Raw genomic sequence first — 22,534 nt, 5'->3', positions numbered from 1 at the left:
GGGCTCTACGAACGCTCGGGATACAGGAAGACGATATGGGCGACGCATTGCGGGTGGCTTTGGCGGGACTCGGCACGGTAGGGGGCGGCGTCATTCGCCTGCTCGATGCGAACCGCGAGCTGATTACCCGGCGTGCCGGTCGCCCGATCGAGATCGTCGCCATCTCCGCGCGCGACCGGACCAAGGACCGGGGCGTCGACCTGTCGCGCTTCGAATGGGTGGACGATACCGCCGCGCTGGCCTCTCGCGAGGATGCCGATGTGGTGGTCGAGCTGATCGGCGGATCGGACGGCCCGGCGCTGACGCTCGCCCGCACAGCGCTTGACGCAGGCCGTGGCTTCGTGACCGCCAACAAGGCGATGCTGGCGCATCACGGGCTGGAACTGGCGCAGAAGGCGGAGGCGTCCAACGCCGCGCTGAAGTTCGAGGCGGCGGTTGCGGGCGGCATTCCGGTCATCAAGGGCTTGCGCGAAGGTGCGGCGGCCAATGCCATTGCGCGCGTCTATGGCATCCTCAACGGCACCTGCAATTTCATCCTGTCCAAGATGGAAGCGGAAGGCCGCGACTTCGCCGAGGTTTTGGCCGAGGCCCAGGCGCTCGGCTATGCCGAGGCGGACCCCAGCTTCGACATCGACGGGGTGGATGCCGCGCACAAGCTGTCGATCCTGGCGGCGATCGCCTTCGGGACGCAGCCCGCTTTCGATGACGTCGCGATCGGTGGCGTCCGCCATGTGCTGGCCGCCGATATCGCGCAGGCGGCGTCGCTGGGGTATCGGGTGCGCCTGGTCGGCGTGGCGGAGGAGGGGGCGAACGGCCTGTTCCAGCGGGTGCATCCGCATCTGGTGCCCCTCGACCATCCGCTGGCGCATGTCACCGGATCGACCAATGCGGTCGTGGCGGAGGGCAATTTCGTGGGGCGCCTGCTGTTCCAGGGCGCCGGCGCGGGCGACGGCCCCACGGCCAGTGCGGTGGTCGCCGACCTGATCGACATCGCGCGCGGCGAATATGGCGCGTCCTTCGCCATGCCCGCGCATGAGCTGACGGCGGCGGTGAAGGCCGATAGCGGCGAGCGGCGCGGGCGGGCGTATCTGCGCTTTACCGTGCAGGACAAGGTCGGCGTCCTGGCCGAGATCGCCGCCGCGATGCGTGATGCGGGGGTTTCGATCGAAAGTCTGATCCAGCGTGGCGAGGCGGCGGATGGTGGCGTGATGATCGCCATCGTAACGCATGAGGGGCCGGAGCGCGCGGTGGCGCAGGCTCTGGAGCGGCTGCGCGGGAGCCAGAGCTTGGTTGGGCAGCCGTTGTTGATGCATATTTTGGGGTAATCGAAGGGTAGGTTTCGGTGAGACCCCGTGCCCTCCCCCAACCCAGTTTCAGGTAAACGATGCCCCGCATCGTTTAGGTCATGCCGGGGGCATGACCGACCTGAAACTCGCCTGCGGGAGGGGAGTTACTTGGGGGCGGCCGGTTGGTCTTGCCGCTCCCCTCCCGCAGGCGGGAGGGGATGGGGGAGGGAAAGCCCCAGGCGACCCCGCCTGAAATTACTTCTTGATCAACCCGATCTCCACCAGCCGCTCGAACAGATAATCATGCGCAGTGATCGGCTCCGGGTAACGATCCGGGTGCCCCTCGCTCACCGTCCCCGGCAGCGTCTCGATCAGGAAATCCGGCGCCGGGTGCAGGAAGAACGGCATCGAGTAACGCGAGAAGCCGCGCCGTTCGACCGGCGGGTTGACCACGCGGTGGGTGGTCGAGGGCAGGACATGGTTGGTCAGCCGCTGGAGCATGTCGCCGACATTGACCACCATCGCGCCCTCGGGCGGGCGGATCGCCAGCCACTCGCCCGAATCGCGGTCGAGCAGTTCGAGGCCCGCTTCCTCCGCGCCGAGCAGCAGGGTGATGAGGTTGATATCCTCATGCGCGCCCGCCCGCACGCCCTCGGCATCGGCGGGGATCGGCGGATAATGGAGCAGGCGCAGGACCGAATTGCCGTCCTTGACCGCCGGGTCGAACCAGTGCGGATCGAGCTTCAGATGCCGCGCGATGGCCGACAGCAACCGGTCGCCCGCCTTGTCGAACGCCGAGAACAGCGCGATGAAATCCTCGCGGAACCCCTCCGGCCGATCGGGCCAGATATTGGCTGGCATCCGGTCGGCATAGGCATGGCCTTCGGGCAATTCGCGGCCGACATGCCAGAATTCCTTCAGGTCGACGACCTTGGCATCCTTGGCGATCTCGGTCTTGAAGGGGGTATAGCCGCGCGCCCCGCCGCCGCCGGGGACGTGATAGCGGCGCTTCTCTTCCTCGGGCAGGTCGAACAGCGCCTTGGTCTGCGCCCAGGCACGATCGATTAGATCGGCGGGGACGCCGTGATCCGCGACGATGGCGAAACCGAACCGCTCGAACGATGTGCCCAGCGCGGCGGCGAAGCCCTCCGGGTCGCGGTCCTGATCGGCGAGGCTGAGCGTCGGAACCTCGGCGGAGCGGGTGTCGGTCATCGTGATATGTCCAGAAAATCTAACAGGCTGGCATCACTATAACGCGCCCGGGCCGTCCGAACAGGGGCCGTCATCCGCCCAAAGTGATCGTCCCCGTCGATCGCGCGCCGCCCGCCGGACGCAGATCGAGGCGGAAGGGCTTTTCCTCCGCCGTCTTCCCGACCAGCGATCCGCCCTGGTCGGTCAGGGTGAAGTCGGCCTCGCCCATCTTCTCCTGGAACCAGCCGCGCACGGTCGCCGGGTCGGCGGGGCTGTCGAAGGTCATGGTGAAGGCCTTGTCGCGGCCATTGCCGACATCGACGTTGCGGATCGTCGAGCCGGGATAGAGGTGCACGCCGTTCAGCTCGAAATTATCGGCCTCCAGCGAGACCTTGGGCAGCTTGAACGCGCCCTCGAACCCCGGCAGCGCCAGCTTCACCTCGCCCGACTTGCCATCGACCGAGGCCAGCGTCTCGCCATCCGAGCCGTTCACGGTGATCGAGGTGCCCTGGTTCGGTCGATCGCATGCCGACAGGGCGAGCGCCGCCAGCAGCGGGAGCGACAGGGTAATGCGGTACGGGGTGATCATGGCGGCAAACTCCCTTGCGTGCCCTGTTGATCCAATACAGCGAGTTGCACCCTGTGGGGCCCACAAGCTGTCGACGTGCTGAACGTCGCGGGGCGTGCGGCAAGGACCACAGGGCCTCGGGCCGCTTTCCCGGTTTCCCTCCGGGCCAATTCCCCCTATGGGACAGCCATCATGTCCGAACCCCGTTCCGCCGCCCCGGTGGCGGCCGTCGTTGCGGAGCCCCCTGGTGCCCCGATCGGCTTTGTCGAATTCGTCCTCCTGATCGCGGCGCTGATGGCGTTGACCGCGCTGGGGATCGATTCGATGCTGCCGGCGCTGCCCGCCATGGGGGAGAGCCTGAATGCGTCGCCCGCCGCCCGGCCGTTCGTCGTCACCGCCTTCCTGATCGGGTTCGGCGTGGCGCAACTGGTACACGGGCCGCTCGCCGATCGCTACGGGCGGCGGCGGGTGTTGATCGTGGCGCTGGTCATCTACATCATCGCCAATGGCGCGGCGGCGGTGGCGGGCAGCTTCACGCTGCTGCTGGTCGCGCGCGTCTGTGCGGGCGCGGCGATCGCGGCGACGCGGGTGGCGACGGTGGCGCTGGTCCGCGACTGCTATCACGGCCGCGCCATGGCGCAGGTCATGTCGATCGCCTTCATGGTGTTCATGATCGTCCCGATCCTCGCGCCCGCCTTCGGCGAACTGGTGTTGCTGTTCGGCAATTGGCGGCTGATCTTCTGGACGATCGCGGGGCTGGCGGCGCTGGTGCTGGCCTGGTTCTCCATCCGGATGCCCGAGACGCTGGCGCCCGAGGCGCAGCAGCCCATCTCGTTGCCGCGGATCCTGGACGGCTGGCGTGAGACGCTGAGCGACCGGCTGTCGCTGGGCTATACGCTGGCGGCGACCGCGCTGATGGCGGCGCTCTATGGCTATCTCAACTCGGTGCAGCCGATCATGGCGGTGACGTTCGGGCGGGAAAAGCTGCTCGCGCTGATCTTCGCCACGACCTCGGTCACGATGGCGGCGGCGAACCTGCTCAACTCGCGCATCGTCATGCGGCTGGGCACGCGAGTGATCAGCCACAGCGCGGTGACGATCCTGATCCTCGTATCGGCGATCCATCTGGGCATCGCGCAGTTCTGGGGTGAGTCGCTGATCGTCTTCGCCGTGCTCCAGGCGATCACCATGGCGTGCTTCGGTCTGGCGACCTCCAACTTCTCCTCCATGGCGATGGAGAATATGGGGCGGATCGCCGGGACCGCCTCCAGCGTGCAGGGCTTCACCAGCGTCACTATCGGTTCGCTGATCGGCGCGGGGATCGGCCAGGCGTTCGACACGACGACCCGCCCGCTGATCCTGGGCTTCCTGATCGCCGGATGCGCGGCCTTCGCCATGGTGTTCCTGACCGAGCGCGGGCGGATGTTCCGGCCCACCTGAACCCGACGCGCTCGGGAACCGCCCGGCCCACCGCACCGTTCCTCATCTGAAACCAAGTAGAGGAGGCGAGCATGGGCGGACATCAGGTTCCGAGCCAGGGACCCGGCGACGATGGCTGGGACGAGGAAGGCTATGACGAGAGCCAGCGTGCCGAAATCCTGGAGGCGACGCGCAACGGCCCCACGGACGGCGTGCTGCTGACCGATATCGCACCCGATCTGGGCGACGACACGGTGGAGGACGAGCCGATCGACGAAATCGACATGGATTCGGAGGAGGTCGGCGAAAGCGACGCCTCGGTCGACATGGATGCCGAGGATATCGACGAGGACGATCTCCAGGAAGATTTCGAGGACGGCACCGTCGCCGACGGCGATATCGACGAAGCCGACGACGCCGCGCTTCGGCCATGACGCGGTTGCCCGTGGCGCTGGCGGCGGGCGGGATTGTGCTGGTCGGCTGTTCGACCATGCCCGATCCCCGCGCCGCCATGCCGCCGATGATCTCCACCACCTTTCAGTGCGAGAATGGCAGCCGCTTCTGGGCGCGGTTCGACAATCGCGACGACAGCGCGCTGTTGCGGCTCGATGGCGATCTGGAGGTGCGGATGGCCGGACAACCGGTCGCGTCCGGCATCCATTATGCGGGCTTCGGCCATGACCTTCGCGGCGAGGGGGGTGAGGTTGTTTTGACACGGCCCACCGGCGATTCCCTTCGGTGCACCGCGCTCCGCTGAAGCCGGGGCGACAAAAGAGGCGGAAAAATGGCGGAAAACCGCGATTGCCCCATTCCGCCCCCATTTGGTTCATCTAAGTGACAGGAACTGTGACTTTCATGGCACAGCTTGTCGGAAGGCGACCGGAATTCGCGTTTCCCGTGCAACTCCTGGCGCAATTGCCGGTTAAGCGGGCCTGGGCTGAACGGTTCGATCCGCCGCCCCACATAGAATAAGAGAAGGGTATCTCGTATGCGTAAGCTTTCCCTCGTCGCCGCTGCGGCGGCTGCGTTCGTCGCCGTGCCTGCCATGGCGCAGGACATGAACACCACCAGCGACACGACGGCCCCTGCCGCCGACACCGCGACCGCTCCCGACGGCACCCGCGCCTTCGGTATCGAGCCGTACGTCGCGATCATGGGTGGTTGGGAGCAGTTCGATCGCCAGTCGGTCGCCGGCATCCCCGCGCAGCCCAAGGGCTATAACCTGGACGGCGCGCTGGTCGAGGGCATCGTCGGCGCCAACGTCCCGCTGGGCCCCGTGTTCGTCGGTGCCGAGGGCTCGGTTGCCAAGGGCGTGTCGGGCGACATCGACTGGCAGTATGGCGCCTATGGCCGCGCGGGCTTCCGTGCCGGTGAGAGCGGCCTGTTCTACGGCAAGGTCGGCTATCGCTGGAACAACTTCCACAACTTCGCGCCGGGCGTCGCTGGCGACCTGAAGCGCGACTATCACGGCACCGTGTACGGCGTCGGCGCGGAAGTCGGCCCCAAGGACATTGGTCTGGGCGGCCTGACCGGCAATTCGGGTCTGCGCCTCCGCATGGAAGTTTCGACCTTCGACGACGCGCATTCGTTCCGCCCGATGGCGGGTGTCGTCGCACACTTCTGATCCCTCTCGGATCCAGTTGGCTTAAGGTGGCGGGGTTCGGCAGCAATGCCGGGCCCCGTTTTCCTGTGCGCGATCGCTCCCCATATCCGTGGCGATGGTCGGACGGGTGAAGCGAAAGGCGGGGCTGATGGCCGCCGCCGAACGGGTGGAGGCGGTCACGGTGCCGGTCTGCGCGCTGTGCGAAAGGCCTTTGGGGGTGAAGGTGGAATGGCACCACCCCGTTCCCAAGAGCGAGGGCGGTCGCGAGACGGTGCCGGTGCATCCGATTTGCCACCGGACGATCCATGCGATGTTCGGCAATGCGGAACTGGCGCGGGATTATAGTGATTTCGGGGTGTTACGCGCGCATCCGGATATGATGCGGTTTCTGAAGTGGATTGCGGGGAAACCGGCGGATTTCCATGCGCCGACGCGGGCGGCGCGGTGATTTTGGTTCACGCGAAGCCGCGATGACGCGAAGATTTTTGTTCGCGCGGAGGCGCGGAGGCTTCTTGGTTCGCGCAGAGGCGCAAAGGGCGCAGAAAAGTAGATCATGGCGGGTGCATTCCCCCGCTCCGTTCAGCCTGAGCGTAGTCGAAGGCCACGCGATGACCTCTGATAAATGCATCCCCGAGCGCGGAGCGCTTTCCAGTAACGGCTTGGGCCGCTGGCCCGAAAATGCCTTGGGGCAAGGGGATCCCCTTGGCCTTCGACTACGCTCAGGCTGAACGGAAGCTGGGGATGCGGGTGAAGGCCGGCCCCGCATCTGCTCTGCGGCCTCCGCGCCTCTGCGCGAACCCAGAAACCTCCGCGCCTCCGCGCGAACAAAACTCTTCGCGTCTTCGCGTCATCGCGCGAACACAAAAGGGCGGACCGAAGCCCGCCCTTCCAGAAATCACTCCGCCGCGACGCCTGCGTTCGAGAACATGTCGCCGGTCTCGCTCGGCTCCTCGTTCGCCGCCTTGGCGGTCTTCGCCTTCTGCCGCGTATCGAACGCGTCCCAGACGTCGTTCCACTGGCCGCGCGTCGCTGCCTTGGAATATTCGGTCGCGCGCGTCTCGAAGAAGTTGGCATGTTCCACGCCGTTGAGCAGCGGGGTCAGCCAGGGCAGGGGGTGCTCGTCGATCATGTAGATCGGCTTCAGGCCCAGCTGGCCCAGCCGCCAGTCGGCGATGTAGCGGATATACTTCTTGATCTCCTTGGGCTTCATCCCCTCGACCGGGCCCATTTCAAAGGCGAGGTCGATGAAATTGTCCTCCAGGCGGATCGTCGTCTGGCACACATCGGCGATGTCGTCCTTGACCGCCTTGGTCAGGCACTGGCGCTCCTGGCAGAAGGCGTGGAACATGCGGATGATGCCCTCGCAGTGCAGGCTCTCGTCGCGCACCGACCAGCTGACGATCTGGCCCATGCCCTTCATCTTGTTGAAGCGCGGGAAGTTCATCAGCATCGCGAAGCTGGCGAACAACTGAACGCCCTCGGTGAAGCCGCCGAACATGGCTAGCGTGCGCGCGATGTCCTCGTCGCTGTCGACGCCGAAATTCTGCATGTAATCATGCTTGTCCTTCATCTCGGCATATTCGAGGAAGGCGCCGTACTCGCTTTCGGGCATGCCGATCGTGTCGAGCAGATGGCTGTACGCCGCGATATGCACCGTCTCCATGTTGGAGAAGGCGGTCAGCATCATCTTGATCTCGGTCGGCTTGAACACCCGGCCATATTTCTCGTGATAGCAGTCCTGCACCTCGACGTCCGCCTGGGTGAAGAAGCGGAAGATCTGGGTCAGCAGGTTGCGTTCATGATCGGTCAGCTTCTGCGCCCAGTCGCGGCAATCCTCGCCCAGCGGCACCTCTTCGGGCAGCCAGTGGAGCTGTTGCTGGCGCTTCCAGAACTCGAACGCCCAGGGATATTCGAAGGGCTTGTACTGCTTGGAGGCTTGGAGAAGAGGCATCGGGGTTACTCCGGATACAAATGATGGGAAGAGGGTGAAGGCCGGTTCAGCCGCTGCTCGCCCAGGAGCGCAAAGCGGTCGCGAAACCGGAAAGAATGATCCCGCCCATGGCGAACATGGTGCCCGCGATCAGCCGGGCATAGCGGCCCTGGTCCGACCGGGGGCGGCGGAGTTGCAGCAACAGCGTCGCGCCGATCCCGCCCAGCACGGCCGCCACCGCGTACATGATGAACGCCGATGTCATGCGACCAATTCCGGCGTGGCGCGTTCCGAAGCCGAACCCAACACAGGAGACGAACGATGGTCGATGTCAGCCAGATCAAGGAACATGCGGAAGTCATCGGTGCGGACGGCGTCCATGTCGGCACCGTCGACCATGTCGATGGCGACCGCATCAAGCTGACCAAGAACGACAGCCCGCAGACCCAGGACGGGCAGGGCGCCAAGCATCATTACCTGCCGCTCGGCCTGGTCGCCGAGATCGAGGGCGACACGGTCCGCCTGTCGGCCACCGCACAGAACGCCGTCGACCAGTTCGAAGAGGCGGAGTGAGCCACACTCTCCCTCTCCCACCGGGAGAGGGAGGGAGCGCCCCTCAGGGCGCGGAAGGGTGAGGGCGGTGCCGGTCATGCGGGGCCGCCCTTTTTCGTGGACGATATGCCCTCATCCTTCCCACGCGGCGTTGCCGCACGGGCCCCTTCCTCCCGGAGGGAGAAGGAAATGTGTTCGATGACGCCGTCGAGATTTTGCATCACGTCGGCGTTCGTCACGCGGATCGTCCTATACCCCTGCCGCGCGATGAAATCTTCGCGAGGCGCATCATGGCCTTTCGCGACGGCGTGGGTATCGCCGTCGACCTCGATGACCAGCTTTTCGGAAAAGCACAGCATGTCGGCGAAGAAAGGTCCAAGCGGCGTCTGATGGCGCCATTTCAAATGCGGATAGGCTTCGCTCAGCGCGCGGAGCAGGCGGCGTTCGGGCTCGGAAGCTTGGCGGCGCAGCTGGCGGGCGCGAGGAACCGTACCGATAGGCTGTTTCTCGTAAAGGCGCACCTGCCCTCACCCTTCCGCCGCTATGCGGCTCCCTCCCTCTCCCAGAGGGAGAGGGACTTAGGCTGCCCTGTCAAAGCCCGTTTACTGACACGCTAGGCATTCGTCATAATCGGTGGTCTCACCGATTTCGAACTTGGGCGCGCTGATCGTGTTGTCCGCCTCGACCCCGCCGCTCCCTGCGAAACCGGCGCGCTGCACCGACTTGGAGCGGAGATAATAGAGCGACTTGATGCCCAGTTCCCACGCGCGGAAGTGGAGCATCAGCAGGTCCCACTTCTCGACATCCGCCGGGATGAACAGGTTCAGCGACTGCGCCTGGTCGATATAGGGCGTGCGGTCCCCCGCCAGTTCGAGCAGCCAGCGCTGGTCGATCTCGAACGAGGTCTTGAACGTGTCCTTCTCTTCCGGGCTCAGGAAGTCGAGATGCTGGACCGAGCCGCCATGCTCCAGGATCGAGTTCCAGACCGCGTCCGAATTCTTCGACTTCTCGATCAGCAGCTTTTCGAGATAGGGGTTCTTGACGACGAACGAACCCGACAGCGTCTTGTGGGTATAGATGTTCGCCGGGATCGGCTCGATACAGGCGCTGGTGCCACCGCAGATGATGCTGATCGACGCGGTCGGCGCGATCGCCATCTTGCAGCTGAAACGCTCCATCACGCCCACGTCCGCCGCATCGGGGCAGGGCCCGCGCTCGACGGCCAGGGTCATCGACGCCTGGTTCACCTGCGCGTTGATGTGCTTGAACATGCGCAGGTTCCAGGACTTGGCCATCGCCCCCTCGAAGGGGATGCCGCGCGCCTGGAGGAAGCTGTGGAAGCCCATCACGCCCAGGCCCACCGAACGCTCGCGGCCCGCCGAATAGGCGGCACGCTCCATGCCCGGCTCGTGGCGGTCGATATAGTCCTGCAGGACATTGTCGAGGAAACGCATCACGTCCTCGATAAAGCCCTTGTCGTCCTTCCACTCATCCCAGGTTTCCAGGTTGAGCGACGACAGGCAGCACACCGCCGTGCGGTCCTTGCCCTTGTGGTCCATGCCGGTCGGCAGGGTGATTTCGGAACAGAGGTTCGAGGTCGAAACCTTCAGCCCCAGTTCGCGGTGATGCTTGGGCATGTTCTTGTTCACATGGTCGGCGAAGACGATGTAGGGCTCGCCGGTTGCCAGACGGGTCTCGACCAGCTTCTGGAACAGCGCACGCGCGTCGACCGTGGCGCGGACCTCGCCGGTCTTCGGGCTCTTCAGATGCCATTCGGCGCCGTCGCGCACCGCTTCCATGAAGGCGTCGGGGATCAGCACGCCGTGATGCAGGTTCAGCGCCTTGCGGTTGAAGTCGCCGCTGGGTTTCCGGATCTCCAGGAACTCCTCGATCTCGGGATGCGAGATGTCGAGATAGCAGGCGGCCGAACCACGGCGCAGCGAACCCTGGCTGATCGCCAGCGTCAGCGAGTCCATCACCCGGACGAAGGGGATGATGCCGCTGGTCTTGCCGTTCAGGCCCACCGGCTCGCCGATGCCGCGCACCTGGCCCCAATAGGTGCCGATGCCGCCGCCGCGCGACGCCAGCCACACATTCTCGTTCCAGGTGGTGACGATGCCGTCCAGGCTGTCGGGCACCGAGTTGAGATAGCAGCTGATCGGCAGGCCGCGACCCGTGCCGCCGTTCGACAGCACCGGCGTGGCGGGCATGAACCACAGCTTCGAGATATAGTCGTACAGCCGCTGCGCATGTTCGGCATTGTCGGCATAGGCGGAGGCCACGCGCACGAACAGGTCCTGATAGCTTTCGCCGGGCAGGAGGTAGCGGTCGTTCAGCGTTTCCTTGCCGAAATCGGTCAGTCGCGCGTCGCGGGCATGGTCGACCTCGACCGGATAGGGTTGCGGGCGCACCGACTTGGTATCGGCGGGCATCGGGGCGGGGGTGCTGGCCTGAGCCGTGTCCGCCGCCATCTTTTCGAGCATATCAGTCGTCATGTCGCTATCCCGGCTATCCCTGAAGTCCATCATCGATGCCGCTCCCTTGTTCTGGTCCCGTTCGGGTCGTCGGCATGGCCCCGGCACGACGCGCAGGCGTCGCGGCAGCATGGGCAGGACGGTTCCCAAGGTCCCGATTTCGGGCCTGGTTTCCATTCCTCGTCATGCCTGTCGGGCATGACCCCTACTACCAGTGCTTGGGGCCGTTCCCGGCCTCTTCCACAATCCATAGTGGAAAATCCCGGCGAGCACCGCAAGAGGTTAAAGCCTGGCGAGGGGGTTGGTTGCGACGAATGACGGCGCGGGTCGGCGGCGCGAAAGCCGCGACGCATGGATTGCTGCGGGGTTCGCGAAGCGCAAGCCCCCAAAAAAATTTTTCGGCGTTCGGGATCAGCCGAGCGACTGCAGGACCATCGCGATCAGGCCGATCAGCAGCGGGAGCGGCAGGACCAGTGCCGGGCCGTAACCCAGGGCCCGATCGACATTCGGATATGCCCTTCTTTTCCCTCACACCTCATGGAGGAGAGAGGGAAGAAGGAGTAGCGTGAATGTCGATCGGCCCCAGCGGGTCCGGCATCGCACCCTGCTTTACGCCATATGGCGGCGCGGTTCCTCGGCTTCGGTGGTTTCCAGCCAGGGATGATCCTCGGGCAGGGGGGATGCGAAGGCGATGCCGACGCGGCCTTCGCGTTCCCAGCGGATATAGCCCCGCAAGGGCTTGTCCGTGCCCAGGCATACGCCCACCGCCGCGCCGCATACGATATAGGCGGGGGGAAGCCCCTCGACCATCGTACCGGTGGTCGACAGGTCGCGGATCCGTACGTCGATCGTCAAACTGCCCGACAGGATTTGGGCGGTCCGCAGGATCTTGATACGCGGAGGGCGATTGGACTTGAGTCCGACCGGCTCGGCGCGACCGCCCTGTTCGCCCAGCATCCGGTGAACCTCGGGCACGGTGGTGGGCTTGCCATAGACATAGCCCTGGATATGGCTGCACCCCAGGTCGCGGATCAGTGCGATCTCGTCCTGGATCTCGACCCCCTCGGCGGTCGTTTCCATGCCCAACGTGTCGGCCAACGTCACGATCGCCCGGATGATCGCGGCGTTGCGGCTGCCGGTGCGGATCGCGCCGCGCACGAAGGACTGGTCGATCTTGATCTTGTCGAACGGCGCATGGCGCAGATAGCCGAGCGAGGAATAGCCCGTGCCGAAATCGTCGAGCGCCAGCCGGATGCCCAGCGCCTTGAGCGCGGCGAACTGGCGTTGCGATTCCTGGTCGTCGTTCAGGAAGACGCTCTCGGTGATCTCCAGCTCCAGCCGCGACGGCGCGAGCCCCGATTGCGCCAGTGCCTGGGCGACCAGCGCGGGCAGATGCGGCTTGGCGAACTGGATCGACGAGACGTTGACCGCGACCCGCGCCGGAAGCGGCCAGCCCGCCGCCTCGGTACAGGCGGTGCGCAACACCCATTCGCCGATCTGCTCGATCAGCCCGCATTCCTCCGCGACCGGCACGAATTGCGCGGGCGAGATGTTGCCTTGCGTTGGGTGATTCCAGCGCAGCAGCGCCTCATAGCCGACGATCCGCGAATCGCGGGTCGACACGATGGGCTGATAGGCGAGTTGGAACTGGCCCTGCGAGATGGCGATGCGCAGGTCCTCCTCCATCCGCTTGCGGCTGCGTGCACCCTCCAGCATCGCTTCGGCGTAGAAGCGATGGACGCCGCGCCCGTCGCCCTTGGCGGCGTAGAGCCCCAGATCGGCGTTGCGGATCAGCGTCTGCGAATCCGCGCCGTCATGGGGGGCGATCGCGATGCCGATCGAACAGCCGATCGTTACCTCGTTGCCCTGAATGTCATAGGGGTGGGAGAGGGTCGCGATGATCTCGCTGGCGAGCGACGCCAGGCGGTCGCGCGCATCGATGCCGGGCAGCAGGATCTGGAACTCGTCGCCGCCCAGCCGTCCGACCAGCCCGACATCGCCGACCACCCGCTCCAGCCGCCGCGCGACCTGTTGCAGCAGCAGGTCGCCCGCCTGGTGTCCCAGCGTATCGTTGACCGCCTTGAACCGGTCCAGGTCCATCAGGAACAGCGCGGTCGGGCGATAGGGGCTGAGCGATTGCTTCAGCGTCTTGTCGAGCGACAGCTTCATCCGCTGGCGATTGGCCAGCCCGGTCAGGCTGTCGAACAGGGCGAGGCGGGTGATCTCCGCCTCCGACCGGCGCTTCTCGGTCAGGTCGGAGCCGGAGCCGATGAAGCCCCGGAACCGCCCGACGCCGTCGATGATCGGGCGGCCCGAGATCGACCACCAGCGTTCGGCCTCGGGGCCGTCGGCCACCGTACAGACGGTATATTCGGAAAAGCTGGTGCGCGACGCCATGTGGAACGACAGGGTCCGCTCGGTCCCCGGTGCGGAGGGGTCCATCTGGAAAATCTCGGTCAGCATCCGCCCGGTGGGATCGAGGCCCGATGCGCGCAGATCCTCGGCGACTTTCCGGGACAGATAGGTCAGCCGCCCCCGCCGATCGGTTTCCCAGAACCAGCCGGTGCCATGTTCCTCGAACTCGGCGATCATCTTGACCGCCTGTTTCCCCTGACCGAACTCCTGCGCCCGGACGCTGGCGGTATCGTAATCCAGCTGGCCCATGCGCCGCGCCTTGACGACGAGGATGAGCATGGCCGGTGCGACCCCCGCCAGGATCGGCAGGACCGATATGCCCCAGGCGATCGCCGCGACCGGCGCCAGAAAGGCGAAGCCGAAGGAATAGCCGATCAGCGCCGCCCGCACCGAATGCAGCATCGCCGCCGTCACCCACATCGTGCAGGCGAGCGCCAGCGCCGAGCCCCATCCGCTGGGCCCATGATGCGCCCGCGCGACGATGAAGAGCAGCGGGCCGGTCGCCAAGGCGAGGACCAGGCTCAACAGGCCGAGCCGCCGCTTCAGCTGGTAGAGCGGCTTTTGTCGCGAAACGCCGTGATAAAGAAAAATCCCGATCGCCAGCGCGACGAACAAGATCGTGCCGCACGCCGCCATCTTCTCGATCAACAACGCGCGCGAATCACCCAGAGCACTGAAGCCGAGTATCACGGCCATCGCGATCAGATTCTGCACAATGGCCAATGGCCATGTCCGGCACAAAGTCTTCAACCGATTGATATGCGACGCGATCAACAGCTCGTCATTGTCCTCGACAAGACCGATCAGGGCCAGCAGCGGTATTCGGTCGGTGGTCACGGACGACATGGGCGGTTTGCGATCCCAGGGATTTGGGACCGCTCCTGCCATGATTGACGTTAAGAATGACTGAAGCCGCCCTCAGCGGGCGTCCCGGACCGCACGTCGACATTGCACAGAGCGTCCGGCTGTCGCAAAAGGCGGCCCATGACGACCCTGATCCGCGACACCGACCTGATCGAGAGCGTGGCCGACGCGCTCCAGTTCATCAGCTATTACCACCCGATGGATTATATCCGCGCGCTCGGTCAAGCCTATGAGGCCGAGCAGAGCCCGGCGGCCAAGGACGCCATTGCGCAGATCCTGACCAACAGCCGCATGTGCGCGGAGGGGCATCGCCCGATCTGCCAGGATACCGGCATCGTCACCGTCTTCGTCAAATGGGGCCAGGACTGCCGCCTGTCGGGCGACCGCTCGCTGCAAGAAGTCGTCGATGAGGGCGTGCGCCGCGCCTATCTCCATCCCGAAAACAAGCTGCGGGCCTCGATCCTCGCCGACCCCGCCTTCACCCGCCGCAATACCAAGGACAACACGCCCTCGGTCCTCCATGTCGAGATGGTGCCGGGCAACAAGGTGACGGTCGACGTCGCGGCCAAGGGCGGCGGGTCGGAGAATAAGTCCAAGTTCAAGATGATGAACCCGTCCGACTCGATCGTCGATTGGGTGCTGGAAATGGTGCCGCAGATGGGCGCGGGCTGGTGCCCGCCCGGCATGCTCGGCATCGGCATCGGCGGCACGGCCGAAAAGGCGGTGCTGCTCGCCAAGGAATCGCTGATGGGCGCGATCGACATGGGCCAGCTCAAGGCGGGGGGCCCCAAGAACGATATCGAGGCGCTTCGCATCGAGCTGTTCGACAAGGTCAATGCGCTGGGCATCGGTGCGCAGGGGCTGGGCGGCCTGTCGACCATCCTCGACGTCAAGATCATGGACTGGCCGACCCACGCCGCGTCCAAGCCCGTCGCGATGATCCCCAACTGCGCCGCCACCCGCCACGCGCATTTCACGCTGGACGGATCGGGCCCGGTCTATCTGGAAGCGCCCAAGCTGGACGAATGGCCCAAGGTCGACTGGAAGCCGGACCTTCAGGCCGCTCGCCGCGTCGACCTGAACACGCTGACAGCCGAAGAGGTGAAGAGCTGGAAGCATGGCGACCGGCTGCTCCTCAACGGCAAGATGCTGACCGGGCGCGACGCCGCGCACAAGCGGATCAAGGACATGCTCGACCGCGGCGAGGAACTGCCCGTCGAGTTCAAGGGCCGAGTGATCTATTATGTCGGCCCGGTCGATCCGGTCGGCGAGGAAGTGGTCGGCCCTGCCGGTCCCACCACCGCGACCCGCATGGACAAGTTCACCCGCATGATGCTCGACCAGGGCCTGCTCGCCATGGTCGGCAAGGCCGAGCGCGGGCCCGCCGCCACGGACGCGATCCGCGAATACCAGTCCGCCTATCTGATGGCGGTCGGCGGCGCGGCGTATCTCGTCGCGCGCGCGATCAAGGGATCGAAGGTCGTCGGCTTCGAGGATCTGGGCATGGAGGCGATCTACGAGTTCGACGTGGAGAATTTCCCCGTCACCGTCGCGGTCGATGCCGAGGGCCAGAACGTCCACACCCTGGCCCCGCTGGTGTGGCGCGAGAAGATCGCCAAGGAAGGGTTGCTGACCCCGGCTTGATGCCGGGGCGGTCGGCTAACCCTCGTCGTCCCATCGCATCCTCCAACTGGCATGGGCGGTGGCCATGGCCGCGTGCAACAGCGTGGTCATGGACCAACTCGCCAATTGGGCCAGCGCGGCGAGCAAAACGAGGCCCAGCGGCACGGCGATCGAAACCGCCATATAGGTGAACTCGATCGATCGCGACCGTGCCGCCCGGTCCCATTCATCAACCCGCTCCGTCGTGTCGAAGGGCTTGAGCGGCCCGAGCAAACGTATGAGTTGCCGATCGAAAGGCCCAAGATCAGGAGAGGCAGACCCAAGGCGATCCGGTGGGGGGGGGACGATCACCGGAGCATAGCCCACCAGCGCCAGGACCAGCGCGAGTGTCGCCGGGCCTCGCAACGGCCGCCGCCGCGGCTAGCCTTCGGCCAATGCCGGAATGCCTGTCCAGCGGACTATCGCGTCCAGCCGGTCGAAGAAGGATTTGTTCGTCACAGCGTCTCGTCCTCCGCATCTGGCATAGGAACCATGAATTCGGCGAAGGTCGCGGGCAGGCTGATGCCGATGACCGACAGGGTGACGAGCCACCCGGTCCACTGCATTGGCGTGGTCGGTATCGGCCAGCCGAGACCAGGAGCCGTAATCATCCAACTGACGAGCATGACGACTAGTCCGATATACGCGGCGAACGCGCGAGCGGTGGCCCGCAGCAGCGCGGCATGTTCGAACTCGTCATACGCGCCCTGGTTCTGACCGGTTGCCCAGCTATCCTTTGCGAAAGGCGACATGCCCATAAAGAAGCCCGGCAGGAACGAGAAGAAGAGGGGCGGATGATCATTCGCCCCGTGCAGCGCCGTGGCGACGAGCGAGACCAACATCGATCCGGCCAGTCCCCAACGTAACCAATGGCGTCGCGGTCGCTGCTTTATGCTGGCGGCATACCATTTGCGAAAGTCATAGCCGTCACGATAGCCGGTCATGCGTCACGCTCCTGTTCGGGCAGGGGGATGGAAATTTCAGCGAACAGCGCTGGCAGCGTCGTAAACAGCGCTGCCAGCGCCATGGCCCAGAGCAGCCAGGTCTTTGGCATGACGGCAACCGGCGAACCAGCCGCGCCCGCCCAGGCGGCCGCCAGCGTCAGGCAGATCAGCAACAATGCGATCAGCGCATGGGCTCGTGCGGTGGCAACACCCAGCGCCGCCGCCTCGAACTCATCATATTGGCCGCGTCCGGGCAGGAACAACGGCGTGCGGGCAAAGGGTGACAGGCCGAAAGCGTTGATGATGTTAAGGAAGGTCAGCGTCACCAGCCCCCAGTCCGGCTCCGTTCGCGCCACCGTCACGGCTAGCGCGGCCGCCACCGGCCAGATCGTCCCGAAAGCGAGTGCCCAGCGGACCCAGCGCCGCCGTCGGATCGGCTGGGCCGGGGCTTCCGTAACTGCGAAATGGGCGTCGTAACGCATTACGAATCTCCATCCCGGCGCAGCGCGTCGGTGAGCGAGGGAAAGGGGGCAAGCGAGAAGACCAGCTCGACCGGCGCCTCGAAATAGGCGGCGATCTTCAGGCCGAGTTCCAGGCTGGGTTTATAGTCCCCGCGTTCGAGATAGCCGATCGTCTGCGGATTGACGCCGATCGCCTCCGCCAGCTCGCGTCGCGACACGTTGCGGTCGTTTCGAAACAGGGCGATGCGGTTGTGCATATCGGTATGCTATACGCATTGTTGTGTTTACACAACGATTCGTTCGTCGGGCAAATCGCTGCCGGGGCGTGATCCCTCGCGAGACGCGACGCCCTTCTGCCCAAGGGCCATCACCCGGCGGTCTTCCGCCCCAAGCATAGTGTGGGGCGGAATGGGTCAGTTCTTATAGAGCGCGTCCAACCGCTCGCCGTATACCTCGCGCAATACGTGGCGGCGGATCTTCAGCGACGGGGTGAGTTGCTCGTTCTCGATGGAGAAGGGTTCGTCGGCGATGATGAAGCGGCGGATGCGCTCGGTGACCGACAGGTCGCGGTTGACCCGGTCGATCGCCGCAGAGATGGCCGCGCGGAAATCCAGATCGTCGTCCAGCGCGGCGCGGTTGCAGCCGGTGCCGGACCTGGCGCACCATTCGGCGGTCCATTCCGCGTCGGGGACGATCAGCGCGACCATATAGGGCCGCCGGTCGCCCGCGATCATCGCCTGGCCGATCTCGGGCTGGAGGGTCAGCATCCCCTCGACCTTCTGGGGGGCGACATTCTCGCCCTTGTCGTTGATTATCAGGTCCTTCTTGCGGTCGGTGATGCGCAGGCGCCCCGCCGTGTCGAACTCGCCGATATCGCCGGTGTGCAGCCAGCCGTCCCTCAGCACCCGGTCGGTCTCGACCGGATTGCGCCAATAGCCGTGCATGACCAGCTCGCCGCGCACCAGGATTTCGCCGTCTTCGGCGATCCGCACCTCGGTATTCGCCAGCGGCGGGCCGACCGTCTCCATCCGCACGCCCGCGCGGGGGCGGTTGCAGGCGATGACGGGAGCGGCCTCGGTCTGGCCATAGCCTTGCAGCAAAGTGAGGCCGATCGAGTGGAAGAACAGCCCGATCTCGGGATTGAGCGGCGCGCCACCCGACACCATCGCCTTCAACCGGCCGCCGAAGCGCTTGGCGATCTTGGGCTTGAACAGCATGTTGACCGCCAGTTGCGCCGGACGATCGATCAGCCGGAGCTTGCCGTCATAGCTGCGCGCGCCCAGCGCCAGCGCCTGGTCGAGCAGGCGCGCGCCCAGCCCGCCCTTCTTCTCGATCGCCTTGGTGATGCGGGTGTGCAGCACCTCGAACAGGCGGGGCACGACGAACATGATCGTCGGGCGCACCTCCTCGATATTGGCGGCGAGCTTGTCGAGCCCCTCGGCGTAATAGATCTGTCCGCCCAGCGCGATCGGGAAATGCTGGCCGCCAGTATGTTCATAGGCGTGGGAGAGGGGGAGGAAGGACAGGAACACCTCATCGTCCCAGCCGAAATCCTCGGCGATGACGGCGCTGCACCCGGCGCAATTGTGCAGGATCGCGCCGTGATGCTGCATCACCCCGCGCGGCGCACCGCCGGTGCCCGAGGTATAGATGATGCAGGCCAGATCCTCGCGGGTGAAGTCGGCCCGCGCGGCGGCCTCCGCCGGATCGGTCGGATGCTCGGCGATCATCGCGTCATATTGACGGCAGTCGATCTGGCTCGGCCCCAGGCGCAGCGCCTCGAACCCGATCACCGTCTGGACATGGTTGGAGCGCAGCGCGGCGGGCATCAGCGTCGTCGCCAGCTTCTGGGTGGAAACGATGATCGCGCGCGCGCCCGAATTCTCGATGATATGGGTGTGATCGCGCTCGGTATTCGTCGTGTAGGTGGGCACGGTGATGCAGTCCGCCGCCATGATGGCGAGGTCGGCGATGCACCATTCGGGGCGGTTCTCCGACACCAGCATCACCCGGTCGCCGCGTTGCAGCCCGGCGGCCTTCAGCCCCGCCGACAGGCTGGCCACCCGTCGTGCCGTCTCGGCCCAACTGATCGCGCGCCATTCGCCTGCGTCCTTGCGCCAGAGAAAGGGCGCGTCGCCCTTCTCGGCGGCGCGGGCGAAGAACATGGTGACGAGATTGGGGAAATGTTCGAGCGTGCGCATATGCCTCTCCCACCGGCCCGTATCGCGTCCGTAAACGCGCGACCGGGCTCTTTGTATGCTTCGTGTGCTTATTCCGGCGGGCGTCCGGGTTTGTCGCCGACCCGCTGGATCACGGTCGTGCGGCCGGTCACGTCGATCGCGACGCCTTCGCTGCGCGGATCGGCGGCCCCGACCCAGCGGCCGTCGACGCGCTCGATCGCATTGGCCTTGAGGCCCAGCGGCGCGACCGTGACCGTCTCGCCCAGTGCTTGCAGGCCGGGGACCAGCGCCTCCAGGGCGGTGCCCTTTTCGACCGTCGCGACCTTATAGGGCGCGAAGAGCAACCCTTGCGCGATCGCGTCCTGCGCGCTCAGCTTCCAGTCGATGACGCCGATGATCGCCTTGGCGATCTGCGCGATGATCGTCGAGCCGCCCGCCGCGCCGATCGCGAGACGGACCTGGCCGTCGGGGCCATAGACGATGGTCGGCGACATGGAGCTGCGCGGACGCTTGCCGCCCTCGACCCGGTTGGCGACTAGATCGCCGTCCTTGACCGGCACGATATCGAAATCGGTCAGCTCGTTGTTGAGCATCGTCCCGTCGACCGACAGGCCGGAGCCGAACGAGCCCTCGACCGTAGTCGTCACCTCGGCGACGTTCCCCGCCGCGTCCACCGTCACCAGATCGGTGGTACCGGGCACTTCGCTGACCGGCGCACGGACGCGCGCCGGCGCGCCGGGGGGCGTGCCGGGCGAGACCGATGCCATGGTCCGGTCGGGCGAGATCAAGGCGGACCGGCTGGCGATATAGGCCGGGTTGAACAGGCCCTTCAGCGGAACCCGGACATAATCGGGATCGCCCAGATACATGTCGCGATCGGCATAGGCGAGGCGCGAGGCTTCGGCGAAGAGATGCCAGGCGATGGGCGAATCCTTGCCCAGCTTGCCCATGTCGAAGCGTTCGAGCAGCTTCAGGATCGACAACATGGTCGATCCACCGCCCGAGGAAGGCGCCATGCTGCACACCTTGTATCCGCGATAGGTGGCGCAGAGCGGCGTGCGGGGCTTGGCCGCGTAAGAGGCGAGGTCGCCGGTCGTCATCTTCGACGGATTGCGCTGGGCGGTATTGACGGTCGCCACCAGCTTCTGCGCCTGCGGACCGACATAGAAATAATCGGGCCCGAGCCTGGCGATCCGCTCCAGCAGCGCCGCCTGTTCGGGATTGCGGATCGTGCTGCCCAGCGGCAGCACCTGCCCGTCCGGCCCGGTCAGCCGCGCGCGCGTCGCGGCATCGACATGGCCGCCATAGCGGGTCAGTGCGGTCTGGAGGCGGGGGGTCAGTTGGAAGCCCTCGCGCGCCAGCCGGATCGCGGGTTGGAACAGCCGTGCCCAGGGCAGATTGCCGCCCTGGGCGTGGGCCAGCGCCATGCCGCGAAGCGCGCCGGGCACACCGACGCTGCGTCCGCCGGGCACCGCCTCGGAATGGCTGAGCGGACGGCCATCGGGGTCGTAGAACCAGTCGGGCGTCGCCGCCATTGGCGCGATTTCGCGCGCGTCGATGCTGTCGGTCCGCTGGGTCCTGGCATCGTGGCGGACCCAATAGCTGCCGCCGCCGATGCCGGAACTTTGCGGCTCGACCACGTTCAGCGCCAGCATGGTCGCGATGGCGGCATCGGTCGCGCTGCCCCCGGCGCGCAATATCTCCACCCCGGCGGCGGCGGCGCGCGGGTCGGCGGCGCTGACCATGCCGGTAGCGGGGGTCTTGGCGGTGGGGGACTGGGCGGCGGGTGCCTTGTCGGTGGGCTGGCGCGCCTCGACGGGCGTGGCGAAGGGCAGCGCGAGCGCTGCGACGGACAGGAGCCAGTGCTTCATGGCCGCGATCCTAGCGTCAAGGCTCGCCCCGCGCCAAGCCGTAACGTCAGGCGCCGACCGCCTCCGCCACGTTCGCGAACCCGTCGCGGGCGAGCAGCGCGTCGAGGTCGGTCAGGATGCGCGCCGCCAGACCGGGCCCTTCATAGACCAGCGCCGAGTAGAGCTGCACCAGGCTCGCCCCCGCCCGGATACGGGCATAGGCCTCCGCCCCGCTGTCGATCCCGCCCGCCGCGATCAGCGTCATCGCCGCCCCGGTGGCCTTGCGGAAATCGGCCAGCCGCGCACGGGCGAGCGGGGCGAGGGGGCGGCCCGACAACCCGCCGGTCTCGGCGGCATTGGGGCTGGTCACACCCGGACGGGTGATGGTGGTGTTGCCGATGATGATCGCGTCCAGCCGATGCTCGATCGCGGCGCGTGCGATCTCGTCAATCTGGGCGGGGTCGAGGTCGGGCGCGACTTTCAGGAACAGCGGCACTTTACCTGCCGCCTCACGCGAGGCCGCCAGCAATTCGGCCAGCGCCGGCCCGTGCTGAAGGTCGCGCAGGCCGGGCGTGTTGGGGCTGGAGATGTTGATCGTCACATAATCGGCGATCGGCGCGGCCTGGGTCACGCCGTGGCGATAGTCCGCGATGCGGTCGGCGGCGTCCTTGTTCGCGCCGACATTGATGCCCAGCACGCCCTTGCGCTTCGCCGCCTTTGCCCGCGCCAGCCCGGCGTCCAGCCCGCCATTGTTGAAGCCATAGCGGTTGACCACGCCCTTGTCCTCGACCAGCCGGAACAGCCGGGGCTTGGGATTGCCGGGCTGGGGCTTGGGGGTCAGCGTGCCGATCTCGACCATGCCGAAGCCCAGGCCGAAAAAGCCATCGATCGCCTCGCCATTCTTGTCGACCCCGGCGGCCAGCCCCAGCGGATTGGCGAAGTCGATCCCCGCCACGCGTGTCGCCAGACGCGGATAGCGCGCCGGATCGGCCCCCAACGGCGCGCCCAGCGAACCCCAGCGCGACAGCATCGCCACCGTCAGACCATGGGCGCGTTCGGCATCGAGGGCGAAGAGGAGCGGGTGGTAAAAGGCCATGTCGGCCCGGTTAGCGGATTGCGGGGAGAGGGGGAAGCG

General features: G+C 66.1%; 22 protein-coding genes. 8 read left to right on the top strand and 14 right to left on the bottom strand.

All coding sequences use genetic code 11. The features are described 5' to 3' along the window. Positions 1–35 precede the first annotated feature (35 nt). The gene (locus OXQ33_RS14665) at positions 36–1,325 is read left to right on the top strand and encodes a homoserine dehydrogenase (RefSeq protein WP_267435429.1); all 1,290 of its coding nucleotides are present in this window, start codon (positions 36–38) and stop codon (positions 1,323–1,325) included. Between the two features lie 216 nt (positions 1,326–1,541). Here OXQ33_RS14665 and OXQ33_RS14660 read toward each other — a convergent pair whose 3' ends face one another. Together OXQ33_RS14660 and OXQ33_RS14655 are read right to left on the bottom strand one after the other, a co-directional pair. Then, positions 1,542–2,498, bottom strand: a complete 957-nt coding sequence (locus tag OXQ33_RS14660) for a 2-oxoglutarate and iron-dependent oxygenase domain-containing protein (RefSeq protein WP_267435428.1) — start codon at positions 2,496–2,498, stop codon at positions 1,542–1,544. A 70-nt stretch (positions 2,499–2,568) separates the two neighbouring features. Next, the gene (locus OXQ33_RS14655; protein WP_267435427.1) at positions 2,569–3,066 is read right to left on the bottom strand and encodes a hypothetical protein; all 498 of its coding nucleotides are present in this window, start codon (positions 3,064–3,066) and stop codon (positions 2,569–2,571) included. Positions 3,067–3,237: 171 nt separating this feature from the next. Here OXQ33_RS14655 and OXQ33_RS14650 point away from each other — a divergent pair, with 171 nt between their 5' ends. The 5 genes from OXQ33_RS14650 (at position 3,238) to OXQ33_RS14630 (ending at position 6,515) form a co-directional block, all read left to right on the top strand. Then, entirely contained in the window at positions 3,238–4,485 is a 1,248-nt protein-coding gene (locus OXQ33_RS14650; RefSeq protein ID WP_267435426.1) for a multidrug effflux MFS transporter, read from the top strand. A 71-nt stretch (positions 4,486–4,556) separates the two neighbouring features. Beyond that, complete coding sequence (locus OXQ33_RS14645; protein ID WP_267435425.1) at positions 4,557–4,898, top strand: DNA primase; 342 nt, start codon at positions 4,557–4,559, stop codon at positions 4,896–4,898. After that, positions 4,895–5,221, top strand: coding sequence for an MliC family protein (locus OXQ33_RS14640; protein WP_267435424.1), 327 nt, complete (start codon positions 4,895–4,897; stop codon positions 5,219–5,221). Before OXQ33_RS14645 ends, OXQ33_RS14640 begins: the two co-directional genes overlap by 4 nt. A gap of 231 nt (positions 5,222–5,452) precedes the next feature. Next, positions 5,453–6,088 carry an opacity protein gene (locus OXQ33_RS14635; RefSeq protein ID WP_267435423.1) on the top strand — a complete coding sequence of 212 codons (636 nt, stop codon included), beginning with the start codon at positions 5,453–5,455 and terminating at the stop codon, positions 6,086–6,088. A 127-nt stretch (positions 6,089–6,215) separates the two neighbouring features. Further along, positions 6,216–6,515, top strand: coding sequence for an HNH endonuclease (locus OXQ33_RS14630; protein ID WP_267435444.1), 300 nt, complete (start codon positions 6,216–6,218; stop codon positions 6,513–6,515). A 447-nt stretch (positions 6,516–6,962) separates the two neighbouring features. Here the strand turns inward: OXQ33_RS14630 and OXQ33_RS14625 are convergent, their stop codons facing one another. Together OXQ33_RS14625 and OXQ33_RS14620 are read right to left on the bottom strand one after the other, a co-directional pair. After that, on the bottom strand, positions 6,963–8,018 hold the full coding sequence (locus tag OXQ33_RS14625) for a ribonucleotide-diphosphate reductase subunit beta (RefSeq protein ID WP_267435422.1): 1,056 nt from the start codon (positions 8,016–8,018) through the stop codon (positions 6,963–6,965). 46 nt (positions 8,019–8,064) lie between these two features. Then, positions 8,065–8,262 (bottom strand): hypothetical protein, encoded by a 198-nt coding sequence (locus OXQ33_RS14620; protein WP_267435421.1) that lies wholly within the window; start codon positions 8,260–8,262, stop codon positions 8,065–8,067. A gap of 56 nt (positions 8,263–8,318) precedes the next feature. On the opposite strand from OXQ33_RS14620, the gene OXQ33_RS14615 reads away from it, so the two are divergent. After that, entirely contained in the window at positions 8,319–8,570 is a 252-nt protein-coding gene (locus tag OXQ33_RS14615) for a DUF2171 domain-containing protein (RefSeq protein WP_267435420.1), read from the top strand. A gap of 74 nt (positions 8,571–8,644) precedes the next feature. On the opposite strand, the gene OXQ33_RS14610 is transcribed toward OXQ33_RS14615, so the two are convergent. The 3 genes from OXQ33_RS14610 to OXQ33_RS14600 form a co-directional block, all read right to left on the bottom strand. Continuing rightward, entirely contained in the window at positions 8,645–9,070 is a 426-nt protein-coding gene (locus OXQ33_RS14610) for a DUF559 domain-containing protein (protein ID WP_267435419.1), read from the bottom strand. A gap of 81 nt (positions 9,071–9,151) precedes the next feature. Further along, positions 9,152–11,074 (bottom strand): ribonucleoside-diphosphate reductase subunit alpha, encoded by a 1,923-nt coding sequence (locus tag OXQ33_RS14605; RefSeq protein WP_267435443.1) that lies wholly within the window; start codon positions 11,072–11,074, stop codon positions 9,152–9,154. 558 nt (positions 11,075–11,632) lie between these two features. Next, positions 11,633–14,284, bottom strand: coding sequence for an EAL domain-containing protein (locus tag OXQ33_RS14600; RefSeq protein ID WP_267435418.1), 2,652 nt, complete (start codon positions 14,282–14,284; stop codon positions 11,633–11,635). Between the two features lie 138 nt (positions 14,285–14,422). Between OXQ33_RS14600 and OXQ33_RS14595 the strand changes: the two genes are divergently transcribed. Next, on the top strand, positions 14,423–15,946 hold the full coding sequence (locus OXQ33_RS14595; RefSeq protein WP_267435417.1) for a fumarate hydratase: 1,524 nt from the start codon (positions 14,423–14,425) through the stop codon (positions 15,944–15,946). 15 nt (positions 15,947–15,961) lie between these two features. Here the strand turns inward: OXQ33_RS14595 and OXQ33_RS14590 are convergent, their stop codons facing one another. The 7 genes from OXQ33_RS14590 to OXQ33_RS14560 all read right to left on the bottom strand — a co-directional run bounded on the left by OXQ33_RS14590 (position 15,962) and on the right by OXQ33_RS14560 (position 22,495). Next, positions 15,962–16,198: a hypothetical protein gene (locus OXQ33_RS14590; protein ID WP_267435416.1), complete on the bottom strand. Its 237-nt coding sequence runs from the start codon at positions 16,196–16,198 to the stop codon at positions 15,962–15,964. A 221-nt stretch (positions 16,199–16,419) separates the two neighbouring features. Further along, a complete protein-coding gene (locus OXQ33_RS14585) occupies positions 16,420–16,908 on the bottom strand; it encodes a hypothetical protein (RefSeq protein ID WP_267435415.1) in 489 nt (162 codons plus the stop codon). After that, positions 16,905–17,390, bottom strand: a complete 486-nt coding sequence (locus tag OXQ33_RS14580; RefSeq protein WP_267435414.1) for a hypothetical protein — start codon at positions 17,388–17,390, stop codon at positions 16,905–16,907. Before OXQ33_RS14580 ends, OXQ33_RS14585 begins: the two co-directional genes overlap by 4 nt. After that, positions 17,390–17,626, bottom strand: coding sequence for a helix-turn-helix transcriptional regulator (locus tag OXQ33_RS14575; RefSeq protein ID WP_267435413.1), 237 nt, complete (start codon positions 17,624–17,626; stop codon positions 17,390–17,392). Before OXQ33_RS14575 ends, OXQ33_RS14580 begins: the two co-directional genes overlap by 1 nt. A 156-nt stretch (positions 17,627–17,782) precedes the next feature. Beyond that, positions 17,783–19,570 (bottom strand): AMP-dependent synthetase/ligase, encoded by a 1,788-nt coding sequence (locus tag OXQ33_RS14570; protein WP_267435412.1) that lies wholly within the window; start codon positions 19,568–19,570, stop codon positions 17,783–17,785. Between the two features lie 68 nt (positions 19,571–19,638). Next, positions 19,639–21,294 carry a gamma-glutamyltransferase gene (gene ggt / locus OXQ33_RS14565; protein ID WP_267435442.1) on the bottom strand — a complete coding sequence of 552 codons (1,656 nt, stop codon included), beginning with the start codon at positions 21,292–21,294 and terminating at the stop codon, positions 19,639–19,641. Positions 21,295–21,466: 172 nt separating this feature from the next. Beyond that, a complete protein-coding gene (locus tag OXQ33_RS14560) occupies positions 21,467–22,495 on the bottom strand; it encodes a quinone-dependent dihydroorotate dehydrogenase (RefSeq protein ID WP_267435441.1) in 1,029 nt (342 codons plus the stop codon). Positions 22,496–22,534 lie beyond the last annotated feature (39 nt).

The organism is Sphingomonas sp. GM_Shp_1 (assembly GCF_026540895.1).
Lineage (GTDB): Bacteria > Pseudomonadota > Alphaproteobacteria > Sphingomonadales > Sphingomonadaceae > Sphingomonas.
This window is presented reverse-complemented; position numbering and strand designations above follow the sequence as displayed.